The organism is Streptomyces sp. NPDC005281, assembly GCF_040607495.1.
In the GTDB taxonomy this organism is placed as follows: domain Bacteria; phylum Actinomycetota; class Actinomycetes; order Streptomycetales; family Streptomycetaceae; genus Streptomyces.
Map to the genome: position 1 here is coordinate 44,045 of NZ_JBEXGX010000029.1, position 21,461 is coordinate 65,505.

Consider the following 21,461-nt stretch of genomic DNA (forward strand, 5'->3'; position numbering starts at 1 on the left):
TCCTCAGAGCACGGACCCCAAGTCGCCGTTCGCCGGCAGGAGTCCGTGTTTCCCCCGGGGCGGCCGGTCGGGCCGCCCTGTGTTCGCGTGCGTTTCGAACGCGTGGTCGCAATTAGGGTAAAGCGTTACCGTCGGTCATGATCAACTCAAATCCTCGCGGGCCGACGGGCCGTGTCCGGGCGGGTGCTGACGCGCCGACTGACCCTGGTGGTCCTTGCGGCGTGTCCGCCATCGCAGGTCAAGGCCGCGTCGAACCGCCGGCGCCGTGACCAACGTCAGGCGGCGAAGCCGATGTTGGTGACGTACTCGTACTGCCCCCACTGGCTGCCGAGGTCGACGACCTGGTCCACCCACGCGTCGTCGAGTGCCTGCTCGTCGCTGGCGGCCCAGGCCGCGACGATGCGGTCCCAGCGGCGCACGTTGAGCGTACGAAACTCCACCACGCGCTGCCTGGGCCGGTCGACCCGGGACTGGTTGAGCGGGTGGATCTCGACCCGGGTGCCCCGGCCCGCACGGTTGAGGCGGGCGGTGAGGTAGCGGGCGACGTTCTCGCGCCGCACGGTCCGGTAGGCCCGCTCGATGCGTTCCAGGTTCTTCCGCGACGGCGAACGGGTGCCGTCGAGCCAGGCGCGCAGGGTGCGGTTCGTGACGGTCAGACCGGCCGTGCGGGCGGCGGTGCGGGCGTGGTCGGTGCGGGTGAGGTAGTGCAGGCGGGCGAGCAGGCCGCGGCGGGCAGTGACGGGGGTCGCGATGTAGCCGGCAAGGTCGTCCAGCCGACGGGCGACGGCTTCGTGACCCTTGAGGCCACGGGCGCCGTACTTGCCGAACTCGATGTTCCGCTCTGCCATCGTCTCTTCCGGTCCTCGGTCGGTTGGATCACTGTACGGGCTTGCACGAGCCGATCACTCTGCCCGGCCAGGGCGATGTGACGCCGGGACAGGTGATCGCTGTCAGGAGGGGGCCCCGGGGCTTTCTGCGGCCTGGCTCTTGTCACCGGCAGTGCCAATGGCGTACGCGTCCTTGACCTTCACCTCGGTTACGCCACGACCCTCGGCGAACACCTGCCGCCAGTCGCCGATGACGTGGAGTTCATCGGTGCCCTGGACGCCGACCACCGTCAGGCCCTCGTCGTGGGCCCGATGCGCTTTCGTCCACAGGTTCGCGAACGCCTGCGAGCGGATGAGGTGCATCCAGTCGGGGCGGTAGAGCTCGCGGTTGTAGTTCGACTCCCCCATCGTGGAAACGAACTTGGAGTACATCGCCTTCACGTACTCCCCCGTGACCTCATCATCCTCGGCGATCGCCCGGTCCCGGGCGTCCTTGAGCAGGATGCGGAACTTCTCCAGCAGGCTCTCGGTCGCCCCCGAGGTGAACGACTCGTGGATCACCGGCGCCTCGCACAACCCGTGATTCGGGCCGGACAGGCGCAGCAGCAGGCGCAGGGTGGGTTCGGTGACCCACAGCGGTCCGTCCTCGTCGCGGTCACCCAGCGGGTTCGGCAGGACCTTGTGGTGATCCCAAGCGGGCGGGGTGATCAGGTGGACCCCGGCGCGGCGCCGGTCGTGGACGTTGCCCTCGGAGTGTTCCAACTGGCCGATCGGCAGATGGGTCTTGAGGGCGGACAGGTAGGCGCCGTTGATGTCGAGGCTGGTCACCTCATGTCGGCCGGACGGTAGTTCGGGCCGGGTCCACTTCGGGCGGGCCTCCCAGATCCGGTCGGCTCCCTTGGCGCTCTGCTTGCGCAGGATGTCGGGGATCCAGGGGTGGGCGACGACGTCGTAGCGGCCGCCCTTGCGGGTGCTGTCCAGCAGGATCATCGCGTCCGGGATGGCCCGCTTGACCAGGGCCGCGGTCGCCGCCTCCACATCCCCACGGTGCTCGGCCAGAGCCGCGGTGACCGCGTCGGCGATGAGGTCGGGGACGTCGCCGGTGGTCTGTACCCGGCCGCCCGCGCGCACCGTCGTCACCTGTACGCCTGCCCGGCCGGACAGAACCGCGTGCGACGAACGGGCGGGACGGGTCGACACGCCCGCCCTCCTCGAAGCCCCTGCCGCGGTGGGGGTTTCGGGTGCGAAGGCTGATGCTGCGGGCTGGACTACGGCGGGGCGGGCAGCCGGAGGTTCGGCGGCGCATTCGGCGGGGTCCAGGTGCTGGGGGTATCCGGCGACCTGGTGGCGGGCGTCCTGCCCGCACAACACGCACGGCCGGGGCACGGGCAGGGCCTCGACATCGTCGGCTTCCCCCTCCCAGGGCTCCTGGTCCATCGCATCGCCGTGCTCCGCCGCGGTCTCGGCACGGTTCCCGGACCCGGGCTCACGGGCAGCCTGCAGCGCGTCGGCGGCGGTCTCCGGCTTGTCCCCGGCGGCGAGGGCAGCGATTTTGGCCTGCGCACTGTTCAGGAAGTAGGCGTACCGGTCGCGGACCTCGCCGGCCGGATCCCGGCCCGTCTCCCAGCCGCCGACCGTGGAGGGGCTGACCTCCAGGACGCGGGCCACCTGCGCGCGGGAGAGGTTCAGCGCCTCGCGCAACGCCCGGCGCTCTTCGGCCGGGGGCAGGTCGGCCTCCTTGCGGACCGTGGCCAGCAGGGCATCGACCGCGTCGAACTGTGCCATCACCGCTCGCCCTCCAGCATGTTCACGCTCCGCCGCCCCCGGACACCGCGGCGTGCTGCGGGCAGTGCTTCGCATGCCCGACTCGGGCCGGCCAACAGGTCCAGCACGTCGATGCCGTAGTGCACGGCCAGCCGGTCACAGTCGTCCAGACTCCAGGCGGCGGTGCCGGACTGGCGGCGGCTCACCTGGGCCTGGGTGACCCCGAGCACCCCGGCCAGCCGTTCCTGCGACTCCCCGGTGGCGTGCATCAGCGCCGCAACCGTGACCCGCACCCGCTCAGCCAGAGACATTCCCATAGCCCCATCTTACCATGTGGCATGAGTTTTTCTCATGAGAATTGAGGATTTCGCATTACTGGTTGATGGTTTCCTGTATGGCCGAACCCGGCCCGGATCAGGCGGAGTTGCTCGGTCCGGGTTCGGTATCCGGCGGTCTGCCGCCTACCCGGGAGGCCTGACCGTGAGATCCACGATCGTGGCGTCGCCGGGGAGGTCCAAGCGCTGCTTGCGGGGGCGCGGGAGCAGCGGGCCCGGGCAGCAGGGCCCTTGGCGCGCAGTGTGTGGGCGCGGCTGCGGCACCAGGGGAAGTAGAACTCCCTGGGCCCGCGTGCGGAGTCGGGGCAGCGCTGGGTGCAGAACATGCAGTAGCCGGGGGCGGCAACGGGGGCCAGGCGGCGCAGCAGCAGCCGGACGTGGTCCTGCTCTTCCGGCTGGAACGGTATGGCGTCGGCCGTGCAGCCCTCGAGGCGTTCGGTGAACGCGGCGCGGAAGGCGGCGAGGTCGCGGCGGCAGGCCCAAAGCAGTTCCAGGTTCCTGAACTGGGTCGCGCCCGTATACGGGCTGCAGGCCGCCAATCTGACGGCGTGGCGACGGTGGGCGAACCCGTCCCCCGCGGCTGCCACTGCGCGCCCCGGAGGGGTGAACGACCGACCAGACACCGTCGGTTGTCCCGAAGCCGCAACCTCCGACTGCCACGAGGGAACGCGGCCGCGGTCTGCGTGTGGTCCGCTGAGTCCGAGACGGCTGAGCGCGGTCGTCCACGGTGACGATGGCTTGCTGCGCGGCGGCGAGGATGACCTTGCCGGAGCAGACAACAGTGTGGAGCTTCGTCTCCACCGGGTCCTTCTTGTTGTTCACCCCGGATCCCACGTCCGCCCGTCGGTGGCGGTCAGCCCGCCTGCCCCTTCGGAGCTCGCGAACACAACTGCCCGGCAGTCGCCTTCCTCGGCGCCCAGGAAGTAAGTCCCGCCAGCGAGGTCCCCGGCGATCGGCTCCAGTTGCGCTTCCGAGGCAAGCCGAGGTGCGGCAGGTCAACCCAAACCTGCATCAGGCCCAGACGCCGGACGATGCCCAGTGCCAAGCCGCGCGTGGGGCAACCTGGTCAACTCGGAACAGCACGAGCTACGGCGCACGATGTGGATGATCGGCTGTGCGAAAACCTCCGCCTCGTAGGACTCCGCGCGGAGTAGCCTGCGGGCATCGCTCAAACTAGGACGTCGGGGGACAGCACGTGACCGTTCGGACCATCGCCCCAGAGGGGATGCCACGCCACACGGGAGAAGCGGGCCATGTCCTGCTCAATATGATCTGGGACCATTTCTCCCAGCATCATGTCTGGCCAACCTTTGACGCCATTGACCGAAGGCTGTACGCGACGGGCCTGGACTACGAAGCGGCAGTGCAGCAACTTTGCCCTGCACTACTGAGGGGCGTAGACCCGGATATCTCGCGGATGCCAATGGGGGATCAACAACTATCTCTGACGGTTGCAGGGGCCGCGAATTGCACCGGCGCGCGTGGCGCCATCAACGCATTTCTCAGCATGGTACGGACCGCGGCCACGATCGAGCCCCACTACCACCCCACACGGCCCGGGGAGCTGCCTACGCTGATGCCTCAAGACCTGAGAGGCATGGAGAAGGCCGACGGGTTGCTGTTGAGCAAAAAGGTCACGTACGGCGCAGCTGTCATCGGACTGAATGAAACGTGCTTCCGGGGCGGCAGTACCAGGATGGACGACCTGGAGTGGTCACTGTGCTACGACCGGGGCATTCGGCCCTTCGCTGACGTGCAATCCGTAGCTGAATACTGGCGGATCAGGGAACAAGTGCTGGGACCGGTACGAACGCAGGCCGAAAACCTCCCCTTCTCAAACCGACAGCCGCAGCTTCCGGCGATTCCGGCGCAGGCGCCAGCAGCAGCAGCAGCAGCAGCTGAGCCTGTCGTGGAGGCGTCAGAGACGCTGACTGTGGCCGTTGAACTGCACCCCATGGTCGTGGCCGTAGCCGCCGAGCGGTATAACAACGGCTTCTACCTCGACGCGGTGAGGAGTGCCTTCCAGGCGGTAGAGCACCGCGTGGCGTCACTGGTCGGTGTCAACGAGGTCGGTGAAAGGTTGATGGGCATCGCCTTTGGCAAGCCTGTTCCCAAGATCACGGTGACTCGGTCCACGGGAGGCTCGCTGGAGAGCGAGCAGACCGGCATGCAGTTTCTGTTCAAGGGAGCGATGGGCGCCCTACGCAACCCTCGCATGCACGGGCCGGATAAGCAGGACGATCGTGATGAGGCCGCGGAGATGCTGGTGATCGCCAGCTTCCTGATGCGGCGCCTCGATATCGAGCACAGGAAGCAGGTGGTGGCAGCTGCTCTAGCGGCTGCCGCAGCGGGTCCGTAACGTACGTCGCCTCTACCGGTAGTTCGTTAATCCGGCGGTGGCGTGGGCTGACGGTAGGTCGGGTTGGTCGTAGGCCGGTGGTAGGAGTCAACTGCCATGCTGGGGGCTGAAGATGACTGCTCGCCGTCTGTGTCCGCCTGCGCCGGGGCCGTTGGAGGAGTATGCGGCCCGGTTCGACGACCTCTTCTTCAGTCTGGCTCAGCGGCGGGGTTTCGCGAGTACCTGACCGGGCTGTTGGCGCCGCGGGAGCGGAGCCGGTGGCGGGTGGGGGGATGCCGGGGGTGCAGCGGCTGCAGTTCTTCCTGTCCGAGTCGCCCTGGGAGGTCGAGCAGGTCAACGACCGGCGGCTCGAGCTGCTGCGCGAGCAGCCGGCGACAGCTCCGCACGACGGCGGGGTCATCGTGATCGACGATTCCGGGGACCGCAAGACCGGCACAGCGACCGCGCACGTGGGCCGCCAGTGGCTGGGACGTTTGGGCAAGACGGACAACGGCATCGTCACGGTGACCACGGTCTGGACCGACGGCCGCGTGTACTACCCGCTGCACGCGACGCCCTACACCCCTGCCCATCACTTCGCCCGCGGCCGGTCCGATCCGGCCTTCCGCACGAAACCGTAACTGGCCGCTGCCCTCGCGGCCCGCGGGAGGGAGGCGGGTTTCGGCTGCCGGGCGGTGGTCGCCGACTGCGCCTACTCCGTCAGCGACACCTGGTATCTCGCGCTGCGCGAGGCCGGCCTGGCCTACGTGGTCGCGCTCAAGCCGCACCGCGGCACCTGGGCCCCGGCCGACCAGCCGCACCCCCCATCGAAGCCGCCCACGCCCTGACCTGGAAGGATGCCAAGCATCCCGGCGACTGGACGCCCGTGGAGCGTCACTTCCGCGACGGGAACACCGAGACCTGGTGGGCCGCCGATGCCCGCCTGGCCGGCTACGGTCCCGACTCGCCCTGCCGGCTGGTCGTGGCCACCACCGACCCGGCCCAGCTGCCGGAAAAGGCCACCTGGTACCTGGCCACCAATCTTCCCCACCCCGACGCACCCCACGCCACGGCCAGTCCGCACCCGCCGGCCGACCTCACCGAGATCGTCCGCCTCTATGGACTGCGGCCATGGATCGAACAGAGCTACAAACAGATCAAGGACGAACTCGGCTGGGCTGACTTCCAAGTCCGCTCCGCCCGCGCCATCCGCCGCCACCAGACCCTGGTCAACTGCGCCTTCTCCTTCTGCTGGGACCAATGGTTCGCCCCACCCGGACCCCTGGATGACACCGCGCCGGCCCCCTGTCCCGACCGAAGGCCCAGAGAGGGGGACCAGACATACCCCACAAGGCCCAACAGCCCTGCTGGCCCAGGGCCTTACGCGCCATCCGTTCCTGGCTCACCCCCGCCATCACCCTCACTCGATGGTGGCAAGCATGGACGGACACGGATCCACCCCATGAACTCCAGGCCCTGATTGATGAGGTCACACCCGGACACGGCATTGACCTCTACCGCCGGATTTAACGAACTACCGGTAGATACCGGGCCCGACAGTGGGGTGCGAGACCAATGCACGGGCCGCGTTCCGCAGCTGTGCTTCCCATGCCACCTCGTCGAGCCCCAGCGTGTACTCGATGCAGCACGCGCATGGCGGGAGGAGCGCCACGAATGCTTGCTCCTCAGCGGCCTCGACCTCCATCTCCAACCACTCGTCTGACGCCAACTCAGCGAGCCCTGCCTCCCCGGCGGCAAACCGCATGGCCAGCCTGCGCAACGCGTACCGTTGGGCCAGGCGGTGATCGGGCAACGCAATCCCCAATTCTGCGAGGACCTGCTCAAACGTGTCCCGGATGTCTCGGGGGTCGGCATGACGTGGCAGACCGGCAAGCTCACACAGGGCGGGAGTGTCCGCCCCAGCTGCGAGTGCCTGGGCAGCGGTCATCGGCAGGTCTTCCGGGCGCACCTGGTTCGCCTGATATAGCCACGCTGCCTCCTCCAAGGGCAGATAGACGCCGCGTTCGGGGCTGTCCGGTTCGGGCGTGTTTTTTATCGCTGCCATGGTTCACACAATGCCAACACTCCTCGCGAGAGTGCCCGGAATTTGGGCTGCCTCCAGGTGACGCTCCGCGACCGCTCCCCAAGATCTGTGCCAGAACCCCCTTCTCATCTACGAAGCCACACGGGCCTGCCATCTCGGGGATGGCCAGTCGTGCGTGATGTCGAAGGGGCGCTCATGGCAGAGCTTGTGCGGCAGCAGGATGTGGATGCGTACGTAGGCCGGGCGACCGCAGCCGGTTGACACCCGACGTCTGATCGACAGCGTGCCACGCCTGCCGGCCTGAGGGACGAAACGTGCGGACGGCGGGATCGCCGCCCGCACCGGCCGGGGCCCGGTCGATGCGATGGTCGGTTCGATCACGTATGCGCGGCTGCGGCGGGCAGGGGCGGACTCAGGCCGCCTGGTCCGAACGCAGCACCGAGTACAGGACCATGTCGCGCCATGCGCCGGCTCGGAAGCAGGCCCCGCGCAGGACACCTTCGCGGGTGAAGCCCGCTCCCTCGAGGGCACGCTGCTCGGCGATGTTCACCAGTTCGGTGCTCGCCTCGACTCTGTTGACCTTGGTGTGGTCGAACAGGTAGGCGGCGAGCCGGCGCTGCGCCTGCGTCCCGTAGCCCTTGCCGCGTTCGGCGGTGAGCAAGGAGATGCCGATGTTCCAGCACGGAGACGCCGGGCCTTGCATCACCTCGTGCCACTGCACCTCGCCGACGAACCGGTCGTCGTCTGCGGCGATCACGAGCCTGCCGCCCTGAGCGGACAGGAATCCGTCAGCCCACTGCCGTCGGAGACGCCCTGGATTACGGAATCCGAAGAAGCCGTGGTCTCCGGCTTCGGCGGGATCTTCATGAAGGCGTTCGAGCTGGTCCAGGTCCTTCTCGGTGACGGGGCGCAGGTGAATGTGATCAGGGCTCAACATGGTCACAGGGTACGAGGCGGCACGTGCCGGCCCTCGTCCCAGCCCGTGGGGCGCCGACACGCCTCGTGGCCACAGGACCGGCGGTGGTGACGCGTAGGAGGGGCGCCATAATCCGGGGGTGACACCGACCGCACGGCAGCTCGCCCCGGCCGCCCCGGACCATCAGCTGCTGCTCGAACGTGCGGCCCCTGCGCGGGAGCGCTGTCGTTCAGGCAACAGTCCGGCTTCCCCGCCGATCGCGGCCCGAGGGGACGCCAACGCTTGTGACGCCGATGGCACAAGGGCCCCTTCCTCAGGCCGGGGCAGCGTCCGAACGGTAAGGGTGATCCCATGAGCGAGCGTACGGCCAGTCGAACAGCGGTACTCGTCTGCCAGGGGAGGGCAGCCGCGAACGGGCGGGCCGCGGAGGGCCGGTTCGCTGATCCGATGGCGTCACAGCTGCTGCGGGCCGAAGAACGTATCCCCGTGGACCAGGTCCGTGCGGGCACTCCCCCGACGGGCTGGAAGGAGCGCACTGTCTACGAGAGCGTACGGGCGTGCGCGGAAGTGGTCGTGCCGCGCACCCTGGCCATCGACGAGGCACTGCGCGCACACGTGAGGAACCAGCTCGTGATCCTCGGCGCCGGTCTGGACACGCGAGCCTGGCGTATGCCCGAGCTCGCGCGGACCGATGTGTGGGAGGTCGACCATCCGGCCTCCCAGCAGGACAAGCAGACCCGCCTCCCGGCGCGGTCGGCAGCCCTCGCCCGGTCCGTGCGGTTCACACCGGTCGACTTCGCCGTCGACGACCTCGGGACAGCGTTGGACGCCGCGGGGCACGACCCGTCCGCGCCTACGACATGGCTGTGGGAGGGCGTGGTCCCCTACCTCACGCGCGACGAGGTACGCGCCACGGCGGCCGCTGTCGCAGCCCGGACGGCGCCGGGCAGTACGCTCGTCGTCAACTACCAGGCCCCGTCCGCGAGGGCGGCCGCAGGCCGGCTCCTGACACGCGTCCTCGGCAGTTCCATCACATCCGGCGAGCCGTGGCGCTCGCTGTGGAGGCCGCGGCAGTTGGCCGCGCTCCTCGCCGAACACGGTTTGCGAGTGGTTTTGGACGACAACCTCCTCGACCTCGCCCACACCCACGGCATCCCCGCACAGGGACGGACGTCGTTGCGCTCAGGTCACGTCGCCGTCGCAGAGCCGCCGAGGTGAGAGGTCGACCGAATGCTCTGGCAAGGGTCGGGGTCACCCGCTCGACAGGCGGGGTGGCCCTGGCGTCGAGGTGAGGAGACCGGTGATGAGGCCTTCTGCTCTCCTTTTCCCGGCGAGCCGCCCAACCGCTCCGGGTGCGTGCATCGGATGACCGCCGACGAGATCCGCGCCGCGTTCGCGGACGACTGGACGCCACTGCCGGGCACGGCGTGAACACCGGTGTTTCTGGGCCCAGTTGCCTTGTTACCGAATGCGGACAGATCCGAGTAAACAATGCTCGTCCCGGCGTCATCTCATGGGGTGTAGCGAAACAGCCGATGCGGCCGGCCGCCCTGCGACAGCAAGGGAAGGTGCCGTGTCCTGACAGATCATGGGGGATCTTTCATCATGACCACGTACCGTGCCCGCCGTACCGCCCGTACCGCCGCTCTGGCCACCGTCACCGCCGCGCTGGCGCTGGGCCTGACCGCCTGTGGCGGCGCCGACGGCGGTTCGAAGGCGGCGGGCCGCGGCCACAGCGCGGGGACCGCCCAGAGCCCGTCGGCGTCCGAGGGGGACGCCAAGGGCAGTGCGGCGCAGGCCAACAGCAGTGCTGACACCAAGGAAGGGGGGCCCTCGGCGACCGCCGCGGGCGGGGCGCAGGAGATCACGAGCAAGAGCACAACGGCCGGCGCCCAGCAGTGCCGCGGAGACGGGATGCTGGTCACCGCGGTGCACCGGTTCGCCGGCCAGCAGGGCGACCACCTGCTGCTCACCGCGGTGAACGAGGGCACCAAGCCCTGCTGGGTCACCTCCTACCCGGCCGTGGTACTCAACTGGAACACCGACAACGTCGCGCTGCCGCACTCCAAGAAGGACGCCCCGGGCGGCGACAAGCACATCACGCTCCAGCCCGGAGGCAAGGTGTACAGCGCGGTGAACCTCTTCGTCTACGGTTCCAAGAACCACACGGCGCAGTCGCTCGCCTTCGCGCTGCGCGGCCAGGACGGTCGCCCCGGCCCCTTCTACTCCGTCGTCAGCAAGGGTCAGAACCAGAAGTTCACCTGGAACGAGGCCGACGTGCTGAACTGGAACGCCAAGAAGCCGTACGACTTCTGACGGTCCGCCGACCGGTGACGCGTCACCGTCCGCCCGCACGTCCACGGCCGGCACCTCGCAGGGCTCCCGGGCGGCCACCGACGCCGATTCGGCCATCCGTGGCATCGTGGCCGGTCTGACCATTTCGGCCTGGTCCGGCCTCAGTTCATCGCTCATGTGTGCCGTACTCCCGCCGGTGCATCCGTGCCGCGGTGCGGACCACTACGGGAGGCTTCTGCTCTCACTCCGGGGGCCCGGCCGGGCCGGCATGATCCGGTCGGGTACGTCGGCGGCCAGGGCCTCGCGCGTCGCGTACACCCGCAAAGTGTCACCGGCCGGGACCACCTGGGGATCGGTCCATCCCTCGTGGGGCTCCGGGATCAGCATCCGCGTGGAGCCGTGGGCGGCGTCGTGGATCAGCACGGAGACAATCCCGGTAGTCAGCGTCCCCGGCCCGTACGACTGCCGGGGATGGCTGTCCGGCCCCTCCGCCTGCACCACCAGGAACCTGCCGTCGAGCCAGTGCCCGTACGAGTCCAGACCGGCCCCCGAACCGACCGGGGCACCGTCCACCCACAGCCGGGTCGCCGACCCTGGCATGTCGCGCCAGAACACCGCGCGATGCCGGTCGCCGACACCGCTGAACCGAACATGGACCTCGAAGTCGCCCCGGAATCCGTGGAATCCGCCGCAGGCGCCCTGGACCGGACCCTCGCGCTCACCGCGCGAATCCTCTTCGGCGGCCGACGGTGCAGCCGGAGCCAGACGGCACACCGACGGCTCACGGCAGACACGGTCCATGCGCCGCGTGCACCCGAATCCAGCCGCGGCACAGTCGCGCGGGGATGCGGCTGACAGCAGGGCGGCCAGGCGCTCCCCGTAGGCCTCCCGGCCGACCCGGCGCGTCCCGTCCCCTGCTTGCCGCCACCACGCGAACAGTTCGCTTCCCGGCGGCGACTGCCGCAACCACTTGCCCCACGCCTCGTCCCACACCACTGACATCTCCTCGCGAGTTCCACGCCGCCGAACCCGCCATGACGTCGCTTCTTATGACGAGGAACGTATCGTCGGCGTCCGTGCGCCGGTCAGTGAGTGGGCAACTGCCGGGGTGGGACTCCCCGTGGTGGATGAACATCGAGCCATCGGATGCGAGGCTGGGTGGAACCCGTATCTCGGTTCTCCTCCGACGCCGTGGTCGCAGGCGCGGGCAACGGGTTTGTCGTGGCCCTGTGCCGCGGCCACCGAGTTCCCGCGCCAGTGCTTCGGTCAGGCCGCAGCGCGGACTGGCTCATCGCGCAGAGCGTCTTCCCCGGATCGAGGACGCCCCGCCGCCGGACGTCATCGACCTGTACGCCTTCACCCCGCTCAGGTGCCCGGCGGATTCCTGCGGCCTGCGACGTCACGCGGACCGGAAGGCCCCGGGGCGCCGCGTGCGTGTCCCGGGGCCTTCCGATGCCCTGTCAGGACGCAACAGGCCAAGGACGTTTGCGTCCAGTCGATCTCTCTTCCACCCCTCGTGACCTGCGACGAAAGTAGTTCTTGCCACCGGGCGACACACCCGGGACGGCCTCCACGGCTGCACCTGCAGGGCAGCCGGGCGGTCGGTGACGTGCCTTCGCCCGTTCGACTTCCACACCGCAGGAGAAATCATGAAGTTCAGCCACGCCCTCCGCCGTACCACCGCGGCCGTCGCCGCCGTCGGCGCCATGTCCCTGGGCATGGTGGCGACCACCGCCGGCGCCGCGCACGCCGTCGCGTCGTGCTCCGGTGACGTGTCGATATACGGCACGCTGGCGGACGGACGGCTGACGTACACGCAGATCGCACCGGACACGGGCAACCGCGTCAAGACGCTCACCGGCCCGAACCTCGGCTTCACGCCCAAGGCGATGGCGACGCTCAACTTCAACACGGTCCTGGTCACCTCGACCACCGGCGACCTCTACCGGGTCGACATCCAGACGAACAACACCTCCCTCACACTCGCCGGAGTCGTCAAGATCTGGGACGGCGGCTGGACCTTCGACAAGATGGTCTACGACGGAGCCGGCCACCTCTACGGAACCGTCGACGGCCAGCTCCACCAGTACGTCGTCTCGCAGCCCAAGCCCGCAGGCTCGGCGCACATAGGCCAGCACGTCGTGATCGACACCGGCTTCGTCCTCAAAACGCTCGCCGCGGCGGGCGACGACCGCATCGTCGCCTCGACCGCGGACGGCCGGCTGCTCAGCTACAAGATCAACGGGGTGAACGACTGGGACCTCTCGGTCCTCAAGTCGAGCGGCTGGTCGGCGGTCGACTCGCTCTCCTCGCCGGGCGGCGGCCTCTACTACGGCCGCACCAACGGCGGCATGTACTGGTACTCCGACGCCGACCCGACCGACGGCGACGGCAGCGATGTCACGTACCACTCCGACGACCCGGTGGACGCCTCCGGCTGGACCCAGAGCCTGCTGTCGGCCTACGCGAACAACTGCGCCTACGTGCCGTCGGCGCCGCCGAAGTCCGTCCAGGGCGGCACGATCTACCGCAGTGAGGTCATGGACCGGGCCAAGAACTGGTACACCCGCAACGTCCAGTACGACCAGGGCGCTTCCGCCGTGGACGTCGACGGTGACCACTCCTACCGCACCGACTGCTCCGGCTTCGTCTCCATGGCCTGGCACCTCACCAGTTCCCTGACGACCGAGACGCTTCCCAGCGCGAGCACGCAGATCAGCAAGGCCGACCTCGTGCCCGGTGACGCGCTGAACGACTACTCCGAGCACGCCGTCATCTTCGCGGGCTGGAAGAACCAGGACACAGGCACCTTCTACTACTACTCCGAGAGCAGCCCGGCGACGGACATGAACTACTCGACCGCGAACATCAACAGCGGTGACATCAGCGGCCACCCGGCCTCGGACTACGTCGCCCTGCGCTACAAGAAGATCGCCTGACGCCCCGCCCGACGCCTCGAAGGCCACGCCGATCAGGCGTGGCCTTCGAGGCGTCCGCACGCCCCGCACCCTTGGAGATATCCGTCCCGGCCATGCTCCGGCCCACGCCGAAAAGGGCGGCGCCCCCTCGGTTCGAGGGGGCGCCGCCCTTCAGGTCAGGTCGACGGGACACGGCCGCGGCGCGCGGCTGCCGGGCGCGGCCGGCGGCCTACTGCCAGCCCGCGTCCGCCGGAGCGACCTGCCAGCCCGCGTCAGCCGGAGCGGTCTGCCAGCCCGCGTCAGCCGGAGCGGTCTGCCAGCTGGCGTCGGAGGCGACAACGGAGGAGGCCGGAACCGCGTCCGCCGTGGACCGGGGCATGGCCACCGGGGCGGCGAGAGCCGCGGCGACGACGAGGGAGGAGACCGCGGCGGCCTTGGCGATGCGGGTACGAAGCATGGCTGTTTTCCGTTCCTTCCGGGACGAGATGCGGTGTCCGGCCTGCTGTCGCGCCCCGCGGTGGCGCTCGGCTCGGCCGGTGATTCATAGGTTCGTCGCAGCTCAGGCCCGAGGAAAGGGTTCACGGATGGACGGAAGCGGCCTTGGACCGATGCGTCCACGGGGGCCGCCTCGGTCCACCGTCCGCGGTTCGAAGGCCAGGGGCATCAGCGGTACTCCGGCGCCGGTCGGCCGCGCCCTGGCCAACTCCGGTACGGCGCGCAGCAGTCGGCGGGTGGTGCGTACCGCTCTCTCCTCCGCCTCTTCGAGCGCGTCGGCCAACAGGTAGAAGCCGAGCGTGAGTTCAAAGGAGGAGACGGTATGCACGGCGACGTGCTCGACACCGTCGCGCGGGATGATCGCCGATCGCACCAGAGTCCTGATGTTGCATGGCAGTTCGTCGCCGGACGGCAGTTCCAGATATGTGTGGACCAGGTACATGCAGTCCAGAATCTCAACAGGATGTGCCAGCAAGTCTGCTTCTACGGTGGCCAGTTGAGGCCCTGGCCGCTTTGGGCCTCCCCCTGCGGCGATCCCCGGTCCTCTGCGAAGATCATCGTGGGACCGGGGAGGGTCTGTGGAAACTGGGGGGAACCTGATGCTGACCGCGCTTGGACTCGATACCGCCGCCGAGACGGTGTATCGCGCCATGCTCAGAAATCCGGCCGCCGGTGTCGCGGCCCTCGCCGACGCCGTGGGGCTGCCCGGGGAAGAGGTGCGCGACGCCCTCGACACGTTGAGCGAGCTGGCCCTGGTGCGCCCCGCCGCGGGGGACGCGGGCCGGCTCCGGGCCGTCTCCCCCGATATCGGCATGGAGATCCTGATGGGCCGCCAGCAGGCCCAGTTGGCGGCCCATCAGCAGCGCCTCGAATCCTCCCGGGCGGCCGCGGCGCAGCTCATCTCCGAGTACGCCGAGCTCCGCCCCGCCACCAGCCATCCCGGGGTGGAGCAACTCGTCGGCCTCGACCAGATACGCGACCGGCTGGCCGTACTCACCCGCGAGGTGCGCGAGGAGTTCCTGGCCTTCGCCCCGGGCGGACCACAGACCGCGGAGAACATGGCCGCGTCCCGGCCGCTCAACGAGGACCTCCTCGGACGCGGGGTACGCATGCGCACGATCTACCTCGACAGTGTCCGTACGAACCGGCCCACCGTCGAACACGCCACCTGGCTGGCCCGGCTGGGCGGCCGGGTCCGCACGGTTCCGTCCCTGCCGACCCGGATGATCCTCATGGACCGGCTGACCGCCATGATCTCGGTCAGCAGCGACGACACCGCCGCCGGCGCCGTCCTGCTGACCGGCCAGGGCACCCTCACCGCCCTGTGCGCGCTCTTCGAGACAACCTGGGAATCCGCCCAGCCGCTCGGCGAGACCGTGCCCACCGACCCGACCGGACTCACCGGCCAACAGAGGACCACCCTGCGGCTCCTGGCCGAGGGCCACACCGACGAGACCATCGCCAAACGGCTCGGGGTGTCCCACCGCACGGCCCGCCGGATCGCCTCCGAACTGATGGAACGCCTCGACGCTCGTAGCCGCTTCGAAGCCGGCGTACGAGCCGTCCAACAGGGCTGGCTGCCACCGCGCCCCTGAACCTTCACCCAGGCATCCCACGCTGGATCGACCGCGAGGCCGCCCGCCAAGACATCCGTTGCCTCCCCGCCCCGGGCGCGGTCCGTGAAGGCGTCGAGCACCTTCGCGAGCATCTCGCCGTCCGTTTCCTCGGCCGCCCAGGCGGCCAGGAGTTCGCTCTCCTTCTCCTCGTAGCGAGACATTGCAGGGCGTGAGATCTCCGCGGAGGTTGGACCAGAACCCGGATTTGGGCAGCACTTGTCGATCGCAGAGCCCCGAAATATCGATGCGAACGGACACCTCTGAGGGGCGATCCCTAGCTCGGCTTCCAGGCCGTGAGCTGGAAGAGCCGGGCCGTATGCATGTAGGGCGGCCGGGCGGTGGTGGCGAGTTCGAGGCGTTCGAGGTCTGCGTAGAAATCCGGTTCGTGCTTGCGTGCGTCGTCGGTGATGTAGTCGCAGAAGCTGCGGATGCCGTAGTGGGCGATGTCCCGGCATCCGAGCTCCCGCAGGGTGGGGATGATCTCTTCAGCCGTATGCAGTGTCAGTGCGGAGTCGAACATCTGCGTCCGCGCCTGATCGGTGTCGAGTGCCGCGAGCGCGGCCGCGGGGTCCATCTCCCGGACGGCGATGTTCAAGGGCGCCGAATGCCGGTTGATCGCCATGACGGAGACCAGGCCACCGGCCTTCAGCGGGGAGAGTGCCGAGGCGAGAGTGCCTGGGACGTCGTCCATGTATTGCAGGAGGTTATGGCAGAGCACGACGTCGAATTCCGCGTCGGCGAGATCGCGGGGCAGATCGGTCGCGTCGGCCTCGACACAGTCGATCAGCTCCGTCACACCGCCTGCCACAGCTCGCTCGGTGGCCGCTGCGAGCATGGCGGGTGCGTAGTCGACGACAGTGACGTGGTGCCCGCGGGCCGCGAGGCGGATGGCGTCTCCGCCGTCGCCGCCGGCGAGGTCGAGTATCCGCAGCGATTCGCCGCCCAGGCCGTCGAGATGACGGAGCAGGTTGGCCTCAGCGATCGAGTAGCGCAGTCGGCCCCAGGGGGCGTCCTGCCACTCCTGCCAAGTGGTCATCGCGGTGTTGAACTTCTCAGGAGCTTCAGGCATCTGGCGACGATAGCTGCCTGACGTCCTCAGCCGGCGTTGTCTTGTGCGGCGGCCCGGGCCTGGGTAAGGGTCAGGCGGTCGGAATCGGTGCCGAACTCGCGAGTGGTACGTCCAGCACGAGCGGGAGCGGGCTCGGGCTCGCCCGGCACTCGTCGCGGCAGTGGCCCGCCACCACGTTCCCAAAAGCGCGGGAGCGCAAGCAGCGGCGTGCCGCCCGCCCGGATGTTCTCGGCGAACCGCCGAAATGCGGTGCTCGGTAACGGAAATGCGCGGGTCGCAAGGGCAGTCCGCTGGACGGCTGCCGATCCGTGGGCGCTCGCGGGACACCGTCATGCGTCGGTGCCCCTACCCGAGCTTGCGCAGCACCTCGGTGATGTTGGCCCGGTACGCACGCAGCGCCCGCAGCCCGGCGGCGTAACGGTCGCGGTGCTGTGCGATGTCCACGGCCTGTTTCTGCGCCCGAACAGCGTGCCAGAGCTCGGCCGTGCGGTGGCGGCGCTTGCAGGTGACGTCCGCGACGGCGGTGGCCCGTTCCCGCCGCGACTGGCGGGTGTTGCCGTCACTGCCCCGCTGCCAGGCCTCATCCGTGTACGCCGCGATGGGGGTGCGATAGCGGGTGAATCCCTGGTCCGCCACACAGCGGGACCACACATCCCAGGCCGCGCGCAGGCGCGCGTCGAGCATGACCGCCTTGGCGACCTCGACCTCCCGTGTGGTTGCGTAGCGCCAGTCCCGCAGGTCGATGCCACGCATCAGCCGCCGGTTCGCCTCGGCGCCGCAGGCCGGCAGGTCCGCAAACTCGGCGTTGGTCATCCGGCGATCCTTCGGCCCGGGGACCAGGGGCTTTGCCGGGTCCCAGCCGTAGCCCCAGCGGCGGGCGTCGGCGAGATCCAGGGCGCCGTAGCCGGTGGCGACCGCGGTCATGCTGACGCCGTCGCCGGGATAGCGGGGGTCGAGCGGGAAGTCCCGGTGGCCGCGCTTGGCCATGCACTGCCGGATCAGCAACGCCGATGCCTGCTGCGATCGCTGATAGTCATGCGGCGTGTATTCGTAGCGGTCGGCCGGGAGCGGGCCGAGGCCCGCCCCGGCGCGGATGACCTCCGAGCCTTCTGGACCGGAGGCACAGATCGCAGCCAGCAGTGCCACCCCCGCAACAGCACCCAGCCGTAACCCCCGCCTCGTCATAGGACGGGATGCTAGCGGGCGGCATGCAGCGGCCGGCCGGGACCCCCAGCAGCTCATCCACGCACGCCGAAACCCCAAGCGACAGAAGTTTCGACCAGGCGATACCTGTCCCCTTCGCGGAACTCACTCTGTCCAGCCACGTTTCAACAGGTCAGCGGACTATGTCAGTTGACCGGGAGCCGCGCCACCGCCGTGGCGAGTGACGCTCGGGCAGGGGTAGCGTCATCGCTGCTCCACGGCGGGATGCCGGGGCGCAGGAGGGTGGTGGCGAGGCGGATCGCGCCGGGCCCGAGAGCGAGGGGCCTGGGCGCTGAGAACGGCCGGGGCAACGCGCGGGCCGTTCGGCCAGGCCAGTGCGACCGGCCCGATGTCGCCGTGCCGGGCGCGCGGCAGCACGTTCCGGCTTTCGAACCCTCCAGGTGAGGCCGGGCAGGTACCCAGCCGTGACAGGATGGCTTCATGTTGATCCGAAAGGGCGATGCCGCGTAGGCGTCCCGAGGCCGTCCGCGCAGAGCGGTGCCGGCCACGATGGCAGTACCCGGTCTCGAAGGTCCACGGTGTCTCCGCGCGGACTCGTGCGGCAATCCGCCGGGTCGAAGAGCAAGAGATGTGGCCGGACGCGGTCGCCAACGCACTCTCTTGTATCGAGTGGGCTTTCAAGCAGCCTGGCCGATACCTGGATGCCTCCGCATTCTGCTCGCCCGGGACAAACGATGCCCGTGATGACCTGGAGTGGGCGATGCGGCACCTCCCTCCGGGAGCCAAACGGGACTTGGGCCGACTGATCACGCGCATCGACGAGGAACTCGAGCGCCGTACCCTGCCTGAACCCAACTACCTTGAGCTGGCTACGTTCGGCTGGTGGTGGACCAGAATGCGTGAACGCTGACGGGCCTGGAGCCTGTGTGCCTCCCCTTCCATCGAACGCACCGTCACCCTCCGCGACCGTTCCTCAGGATCTGTGCCAGACCCGAGAACTGGCAGCAGGCAGTTGCGCCGGAACCTGAGTGACGTCAAGCAAACGTTGACCGTAGGCTCTCGGAGAAAGGCAGGTGCAGTGGACGTCACAGTGCAGTGGGTCAAGACGTCCTGGACGAAGCAGTCTCGGGGCGGAAAGGCCGCTGCCCGTAGGAACGCGGCGCCGGTCGGCTTCTCGTTGCCTCAGGTGCCCCCTGGGTTTGCCCACTTCGTCCAGATGTCCGAGCGTGACGGCTTCGAGCTGCGTTCGAGCCAGAAGGACCTTCGCGAGATCGGTGTCAGCCTGCGAGACGAAGGCGATCGGCTCCGAGTGCTGGCTCGAGTGGAGCCGCTCTTCGGCTTGCCTCCTCGGCCGCACAGGCCCCCGGCAGTTCGTCTGCTTCCCGGGCAATGGGTTCGCTGGCAGTTGAACTACCGGTTCTCCAGCGCCCTGGGAATCCGCGGGTGGTCGTACTGGCTCGACACGTTCAACATCGCTTACGGCCCCGTCGACCGGGATGTCTTCCTCTCGGAGCCGACCGTGCTCGTCGATGAGTGCGGACCAGTTCGATAGAGCACGTGGACTGCGCTCAGACAACAGCCGGGCCTCGCGAGGACGGTGTGCTGACCGAGCAGCGCGAGGGCCTGGACCGGCTCGGTCTTCAGGGGCCCGGCTTGCTGCCTGTTCACTGCGAGGGGTGGACCAGGCCGCCCTCGTAGGCGGCGATGACCAGGTGCGCCCTGTCTCTGGCTCCCAGTTTCACCATGGCCCGGTTCACATGTGTTTTGGCCGTGAGGACGGAGATGCCGAGGTGATCCGCGATCTCGTCGTTGGACAGTCCCACGGCTGCCAGCGTCACCACCTCGCGTTCTCGCGCGGTCAGACTCTCCAGCATCGGCGCAGCGTGCCGTGCGGGGCGTCGGCGGGCGATGAAGCGCTGGATCAGCGACCGTGTCGCTGTGGGCGACAGCAGCGCGTCACCGGCGGCGATCGTCCTGATCGCGTCGATCAGTTCCTGCGGGTTGATGCCTTTGCCGATGAATCCACTGGCTCCCGCCTGCAGTGCATCCGCTACGTGCTCGTCGGTCTCGAACGTGGTCAGGATGAGTACCTTCACACCGGCCAGGGCCTTGTCACCGGTGATGAGCCGTGTCGCTTCGATCCCGTCGAGACCGGGCATGCGGATGTCCATCACCACCACATCCGTCGGCCGGCTCCGGACTTGGTCCACGGCGTCCGAACCGTCGGATGCCTCACCGACCACCTCGATGCCCGGCGTGGCCTCCAGCAGGATGCGAAAGGTCCCTCTGAGCAGCGCCTGGTCATCGACCAGGAGGACGCGAATGCTCATTCGCTCTCCCGGGGACTTGCCGACGCAAGGCCGTCGGAACCGATGGGCAGGAGCGCGTGAACGCGGTAGCCGCCCGACGTCCGGAGGCCGGCCTGGAGGGTTCCGCCCGCCGCGTGCACGCGTTCAGTGAGGCTGATCAATCCCAGGCCCGTGCCGGAACCGTGACTCGGTCCGGTGCCCCCGTCGTCGGTGACAGAGACTTCCAGGTGGGTCCGGTGATCCGCGATGACCACGGTCACACGGGCGTCGGCAACATGCTTTCGCGCGTTGGTCATCGCCTCCTGGACCACCCTGTAGGCGGCCAGCTCCGTCAGGGGCGGAAGAGTGGCGGGCGGCCCGTCGCATCGGGCTTCCACGCGGAGGCCGGCATGGCGGAACGAGTCCAGCATCGCCGGCAGATCACCCAGTCCTGGCGCCGGGGCGAGGGGCTGGTCGAAGTCGTCGGCCTGACGCAACAAGCCGACGGTGGCGCGCAACTCGTCAAGCGCTGCTCGGCTGGTGTCGCGGATCTGCCCGAGGGCCAGATAGGCGCGCTCGGCATCCTGGCGAACCAGATAGTGGGCCACTCCGGCCTGCGCGTTGACCAGGGTGAGGTGGTGTGTCACCACGTCGTGCAGTTCCCGGGCGAGGCGCATGCGCTCGGCGACGACCTGTCGGCGCGCTTCCTCTTCCCTGGTCGCCTCGGCGTGCTCCGCGCGCTCCTGATAGGAGACCAGCAGTTCGCGTCGGCTCCGTACGGCGTCCCCGACCGCCGTGGGCAGTTGGGTCCACGCCAGAAGCGCGAGGTTCGACTCCACGGCCGACAGTTCGGGGCGTACGACGAACGCGGCAGCAGTCATCACGACCCCCACAGCCACGCCGGTGCGCACAGCCGTTCGGCGGTCCGTCCGGGCCGCGAGGAGGAAGAGCGCCGCGACCGCCGGCGCGGGAGGCGGCGACGCGTCGGGCACGAGGGCGAGGAGTACCACGCTGGTGGTGGCCGTTGCCCATGTCGTCACTCGTGGCCATCGGTGGGCACACAACACCAGCAGACTGCAGAGAGCGGATATCGCCCCGGCCGGACGAAGATCGGCCTGGCCCTGGTGCGACACCAGCATCATGATCGGTCCGGTGATGAGCACACAGCAGACAGCGGCCAGGGCGTCCACGGCGAATGGCCGCCGTGCCGAACGGTCGGCGAGGTTCCGCATCGCCGCCCGGAGGCCTGTGACTGGCGCCATATCCCTTCCTCTGTGTGTTGCGCATCACGCCCCGGCGAGCGCCGATGCGACCACGGTGCGATCGGGATTTCCCGTCACCGTGGTTCGCGGAAGTGATGCCGGAGTGGAAGCCTTCGGCGGTCTTCATCTC

At 69.0% G+C, this 21,461-nt stretch carries 19 protein-coding genes and 1 pseudogene; 8 read left to right on the forward strand and 12 right to left on the reverse strand.

What is annotated here, in order from left to right:
* Positions 1-275: 275 nt before the first annotated feature.
* The 3 genes from ABZV42_RS32310 to ABZV42_RS32320 form a co-directional block, all read right to left on the reverse strand.
* The gene (locus tag ABZV42_RS32310; protein WP_356054900.1) at positions 276-848 is read right to left on the reverse strand and encodes a transcriptional regulator; all 573 of its coding nucleotides are present in this window, start codon (positions 846-848) and stop codon (positions 276-278) included.
* 102 nt (positions 849-950) lie between these two features.
* Complete coding sequence (locus tag ABZV42_RS32315; RefSeq protein WP_356054902.1) at positions 951-2,612, reverse strand: helix-turn-helix transcriptional regulator; 1,662 nt, start codon at positions 2,610-2,612, stop codon at positions 951-953.
* The gene (locus ABZV42_RS32320) at positions 2,612-2,908 is read right to left on the reverse strand and encodes a helix-turn-helix transcriptional regulator (protein WP_356054904.1); all 297 of its coding nucleotides are present in this window, start codon (positions 2,906-2,908) and stop codon (positions 2,612-2,614) included. The genes ABZV42_RS32315 and ABZV42_RS32320 overlap by 1 nt, the downstream gene beginning before the upstream one ends.
* A 1,213-nt stretch (positions 2,909-4,121) precedes the next feature.
* On the opposite strand from ABZV42_RS32320, the gene ABZV42_RS32325 reads away from it, so the two are divergent.
* From ABZV42_RS32325 to ABZV42_RS32335, 3 genes and pseudogenes are all read left to right on the forward strand, one after another.
* Entirely contained in the window at positions 4,122-5,285 is a 1,164-nt protein-coding gene (locus ABZV42_RS32325; RefSeq protein ID WP_356054906.1) for a TIGR02391 family protein, read from the forward strand.
* 281 nt (positions 5,286-5,566) lie between these two features.
* Positions 5,567-6,112: pseudogene (locus ABZV42_RS32330) on the forward strand (transposase).
* Positions 6,113-6,150: 38 nt separating this feature from the next.
* Positions 6,151-6,744 (forward strand): hypothetical protein, encoded by a 594-nt coding sequence (locus tag ABZV42_RS32335; protein WP_356054908.1) that lies wholly within the window; start codon positions 6,151-6,153, stop codon positions 6,742-6,744.
* 54 nt (positions 6,745-6,798) lie between these two features.
* On the opposite strand, the gene ABZV42_RS32340 is transcribed toward ABZV42_RS32335, so the two are convergent.
* Both ABZV42_RS32340 and ABZV42_RS32345 read right to left on the reverse strand, forming a co-directional pair.
* Entirely contained in the window at positions 6,799-7,329 is a 531-nt protein-coding gene (locus ABZV42_RS32340) for a hypothetical protein (RefSeq protein WP_356054910.1), read from the reverse strand.
* A 391-nt stretch (positions 7,330-7,720) separates the two neighbouring features.
* Positions 7,721-8,245 carry a GNAT family protein gene (locus ABZV42_RS32345; RefSeq protein WP_356054912.1) on the reverse strand — a complete coding sequence of 175 codons (525 nt, stop codon included), beginning with the start codon at positions 8,243-8,245 and terminating at the stop codon, positions 7,721-7,723.
* Between the two features lie 330 nt (positions 8,246-8,575).
* Between ABZV42_RS32345 and ABZV42_RS32350 the strand changes: the two genes are divergently transcribed.
* Positions 8,576-9,442 (forward strand): class I SAM-dependent methyltransferase, encoded by an 867-nt coding sequence (locus ABZV42_RS32350; protein WP_356054914.1) that lies wholly within the window; start codon positions 8,576-8,578, stop codon positions 9,440-9,442.
* A gap of 387 nt (positions 9,443-9,829) precedes the next feature.
* Positions 9,830-10,540, forward strand: coding sequence for a DUF4232 domain-containing protein (locus ABZV42_RS32355; RefSeq protein ID WP_356054916.1), 711 nt, complete (start codon positions 9,830-9,832; stop codon positions 10,538-10,540).
* Positions 10,541-10,741: 201 nt separating this feature from the next.
* Here the strand turns inward: ABZV42_RS32355 and ABZV42_RS32360 are convergent, their stop codons facing one another.
* Positions 10,742-11,521 (reverse strand): hypothetical protein, encoded by a 780-nt coding sequence (locus ABZV42_RS32360; RefSeq protein ID WP_356054918.1) that lies wholly within the window; start codon positions 11,519-11,521, stop codon positions 10,742-10,744.
* Positions 11,522-12,168: 647 nt separating this feature from the next.
* Here ABZV42_RS32360 and ABZV42_RS32365 point away from each other — a divergent pair.
* Positions 12,169-13,458, forward strand: coding sequence for a tachylectin-related carbohydrate-binding protein (locus ABZV42_RS32365; RefSeq protein ID WP_356054920.1), 1,290 nt, complete (start codon positions 12,169-12,171; stop codon positions 13,456-13,458).
* Between the two features lie 208 nt (positions 13,459-13,666).
* On the opposite strand, the gene ABZV42_RS32370 is transcribed toward ABZV42_RS32365, so the two are convergent.
* Together ABZV42_RS32370 and ABZV42_RS32375 are read right to left on the reverse strand one after the other, a co-directional pair.
* The gene (locus ABZV42_RS32370) at positions 13,667-13,894 is read right to left on the reverse strand and encodes a hypothetical protein (protein ID WP_356054922.1); all 228 of its coding nucleotides are present in this window, start codon (positions 13,892-13,894) and stop codon (positions 13,667-13,669) included.
* Positions 13,895-13,996: 102 nt separating this feature from the next.
* Entirely contained in the window at positions 13,997-14,374 is a 378-nt protein-coding gene (locus ABZV42_RS32375) for a hypothetical protein (protein WP_356054924.1), read from the reverse strand.
* Positions 14,375-14,531: 157 nt separating this feature from the next.
* On the opposite strand from ABZV42_RS32375, the gene ABZV42_RS32380 reads away from it, so the two are divergent.
* Positions 14,532-15,527 carry a helix-turn-helix transcriptional regulator gene (locus tag ABZV42_RS32380; RefSeq protein ID WP_356054926.1) on the forward strand — a complete coding sequence of 332 codons (996 nt, stop codon included), beginning with the start codon at positions 14,532-14,534 and terminating at the stop codon, positions 15,525-15,527.
* A gap of 295 nt (positions 15,528-15,822) precedes the next feature.
* Here the strand turns inward: ABZV42_RS32380 and ABZV42_RS32385 are convergent, their stop codons facing one another.
* The gene (locus tag ABZV42_RS32385) at positions 15,823-16,617 is read right to left on the reverse strand and encodes a methyltransferase domain-containing protein (protein WP_356054928.1); all 795 of its coding nucleotides are present in this window, start codon (positions 16,615-16,617) and stop codon (positions 15,823-15,825) included.
* A gap of 345 nt (positions 16,618-16,962) precedes the next feature.
* Complete coding sequence (locus ABZV42_RS32390) at positions 16,963-17,763, reverse strand: hypothetical protein (RefSeq protein ID WP_356054930.1); 801 nt, start codon at positions 17,761-17,763, stop codon at positions 16,963-16,965.
* Between the two features lie 1,096 nt (positions 17,764-18,859).
* Here ABZV42_RS32390 and ABZV42_RS32395 point away from each other — a divergent pair.
* A complete protein-coding gene (locus ABZV42_RS32395; protein ID WP_356054932.1) occupies positions 18,860-19,333 on the forward strand; it encodes a hypothetical protein in 474 nt (157 codons plus the stop codon).
* 112 nt (positions 19,334-19,445) lie between these two features.
* Here ABZV42_RS32395 and ABZV42_RS32400 read toward each other — a convergent pair whose 3' ends face one another.
* A complete protein-coding gene (locus tag ABZV42_RS32400) occupies positions 19,446-20,111 on the reverse strand; it encodes a response regulator transcription factor (RefSeq protein ID WP_355989602.1) in 666 nt (221 codons plus the stop codon).
* Positions 20,108-21,331 carry a histidine kinase gene (locus ABZV42_RS32405; protein WP_356054934.1) on the reverse strand — a complete coding sequence of 408 codons (1,224 nt, stop codon included), beginning with the start codon at positions 21,329-21,331 and terminating at the stop codon, positions 20,108-20,110. Before ABZV42_RS32405 ends, ABZV42_RS32400 begins: the two co-directional genes overlap by 4 nt.
* Positions 21,332-21,461 lie beyond the last annotated feature (130 nt).